This is a genomic window from Salegentibacter tibetensis (assembly GCF_020164485.1).
GTDB lineage: Bacteria > Bacteroidota > Bacteroidia > Flavobacteriales > Flavobacteriaceae > Salegentibacter > Salegentibacter tibetensis.
The window spans coordinates 1-3,169 of the sequence record NZ_JAIQZA010000066.1 but is presented as its reverse complement, the minus strand read 5'-3'; the positions used below and the strand labels follow the sequence as shown (position 1 = coordinate 3,169).

Below are 3,169 nucleotides of genomic sequence, written 5' to 3'. Positions count from 1 at the left end.
TGCGTATAAGCATATTCGTTTGTTTGCCATTGAAATTAGGTTGTATAAGAGGAAAAAAGTTCATTGACATATTGAGAAACAAAGAATACGAGAAAACTACAGTTATAGAAGTTTACTTTTATAACGAGGTAAATTAATTAAATTAATAGAATATATTGTGATTTAGGTCACGAGAAATTCGAGCATAAGCAAGAAGCATACAAGCTAGATAAGGGCGTATGGGGAATGCCTAGGCTCTCAGAGGCGAAGAAGGACGTGATAAGCTGCGAAAAGCTGCGGGGATTGGCACATACAAGTTGATCCGCAGATATCCGAATGGGGCAACCCACTATACTGAAGGTATAGTATCCTTTAAGGAGGCAAACCCGGAGAACTGAAACATCTAAGTACCCGGAGGAAGAGAAAACAATAGTGATTGCGCTAGTAGCGGCGAGCGAACGCGCATTAGCCCAAACCATAAGGTTTACGGACCTTATGGGGTTGTAGGACCACAATATTTGTTGCAAACAGAATTAGAACAGGTTGGAAAGCCTGGCCATAGACGGTGACAGCCCGGTATAGGTAAAGAATGCAATGATAGTGGTATCCTGAGTAGTGCGGGGCACGAGAAACCCTGTATGAATCCGGCGGGACCATCCGCCAAGGCTAAATACTCCTGAGAGACCGATAGTGAACCAGTACCGTGAGGGAAAGGTGAAAAGAACCCTGAACAAGGGAGTGAAATAGATCCTGAAACCATACGCTTACAAGCGGTCGGAGCCCTTATGGGTGACGGCGTGCCTTTTGCATAATGAGCCTACGAGTTACCGTTTCCAGCAAGGTTAAGCAGTTCAGCTGTGGAGCCGTAGCGAAAGCGAGTCTTAATAGGGCGAATTAAGTTGGTAATGGTAGACGCGAAACCGTGTGATCTACCCTTGGGCAGGTTGAAGCTGTGGTAACACATAGTGGAGGACCGAACCCGTTGACGTTGAAAAGTCTTGGGATGACCTGAGGGTAGGGGTGAAAGGCCAATCAAACTCGGAAATAGCTCGTACTCCCCGAAATGCATTTAGGTGCAGCGGTATAATAGTTTTATAGAGGTAGAGCTACTGATTGGATGCGGGGGCTTCACCGCCTACCAATTCCTGACAAACTCCGAATGCTATAAAATGTTTTATATCAGTGAGGGCATGGGTGCTAAGGTCCGTGTCCGAGAGGGAAAGAACCCAGACCATCAGCTAAGGTCCCCAAATATATGTTAAGTTGAAGAAACGCGGTTGGACTGCCCAGACAGCTAGGATGTTGGCTTGGAAGCAGCCATTCATTTAAAGAGTGCGTAACAGCTCACTAGTCGAGCGGTCCGGCATGGATAATAATCGGGCATAAACATATTACCGAAGCTATGGACTATATATTTAGATATATAGTGGTAGGGGAGCATTGTAACAGAGATGAAGGTGTACTGCGAGGTATGCTGGATTGGTTACAAAAGAAAATGTAGGCATAAGTAACGATAATGCGGGCGAGAAACCCGCACACCGAAAGACTAAGGTTTCCCCAGCTATGCTAATCAGCTGGGGGTTAGTCGGGACCTAAGGCGAACCCGAAGGGGGTAGTCGATGGACAACAGATTAATATTTCTGTACTTGCCCCACGCTAAAGCGGACGGAGGCGAACAGTTGGTGCGTGCTGACGGAATAGCACGTTGAAGGGAGTGGTAACACCCCGATAGTACACAAAAGCTTCGGCCGGCGTGATAATCCAGCGAATCGACTTCCAAGAAAAGCGAGTGGAGGCAACCCGTACCGTAAACCGACACAGGTAGTTGGGATGAGAATTCTAAGGTGCTCGAGAGATTCATGGCTAAGGAACTAGGCAAAATGGGCCCGTAACTTCGGGAGAAGGGTCGCCCCGACGTAAAGTCGGGGCCGCAGTGAAGAGGTCCAGGCGACTGTTTATCAAAAACACAGGGCTCTGCTAAATCGAAAGATGATGTATAGGGCCTGACACCTGCCCGGTGCTGGAAGGTTAAGAGGAGATGTTAGCTTCGGCGAAGCATTGAATTGAAGCCCCAGTAAACGGCGGCCGTAACTATAACGGTCCTAAGGTAGCGAAATTCCTTGTCGGGTAAGTTCCGACCTGCACGAATGGTGCAACGATCTGGACACTGTCTCAGCCATGAGCTCGGTGAAATTGTAGTATCGGTGAAGATGCCGATTACCCGCTACGGGACGAAAAGACCCCGTGCACCTTTACTATAGCTTAGTATTGACTTTGGACAAGTGATGTGTAGGATAGGTGGGAGACTTTGAAGCGCCGTCGCCAGGCGGTGTGGAGTCATTGTTGAAATACCACCCTTTACTTGTTCGGAGCCTAACCTCATTTTATGAGGGACAGTGCTTGGTGGGTAGTTTGACTGGGGTGGTCGCCTCCAAAAGAGTAACGGAGGCTTCTAAAGGTTCCCTCAGCACGCTTGGTAACCGTGCGTAGAGTGCAATGGCAAAAGGGAGCTTGACTGAGAGACATACAGGTCGATCAGGTACGAAAGTAGAGCATAGTGATCCGGTGACACCGCGTGGAAGGGTCATCGCTCAAAGGATAAAAGGTACGCCGGGGATAACAGGCTGATCTCCCCCAAGAGCTCACATCGACGGGGGGGTTTGGCACCTCGATGTCGGCTCGTCACATCCTGGGGCTGGAGAAGGTCCCAAGGGTTGGGCTGTTCGCCCATTAAAGTGGCACGCGAGCTGGGTTCAGAACGTCGTGAGACAGTTCGGTCTCTATCTGTAGTGGGCGTTAGAAATTTGAGTGGACCTGATCCTAGTACGAGAGGACCGGATTGGACCAACCTCTGGTGCACCAGTTGTTCCGCCAGGAGCATTGCTGGGTAGCTACGTTGGGAAGGGATAAGCGCTGAAAGCATATAAGCGCGAAACCCACCACAAGATGAGATTTCTTTAAAGGACCGTGGGAGACGACCACGTTGATAGGCCACAGGTGTAAAGGCAGCAATGTCATAGCCGAGTGGTACTAATAATCCGTAAAGCTTGATGCGATGCCCCTGTCCCGCAAGGGAGGGGGGCACTTGAATGCTTACCGCAGTTCTTCTTTATTTTTTGTTTCTTAAAATATGTCAACGTTATTAGGTATGACATTTAGTACGGATCAGGGCACAAGCTGCCAACTGATT

General features: G+C 48.8%; 1 rRNA gene. It reads left to right on the top strand.

Going from position 1 to position 3,169, the window contains the following annotated elements:
• Positions 1–196: 196 nt before the first annotated feature.
• Positions 197–3,034, top strand: a 23S ribosomal RNA gene (locus tag LB467_RS18335).
• Positions 3,035–3,169 lie beyond the last annotated feature (135 nt).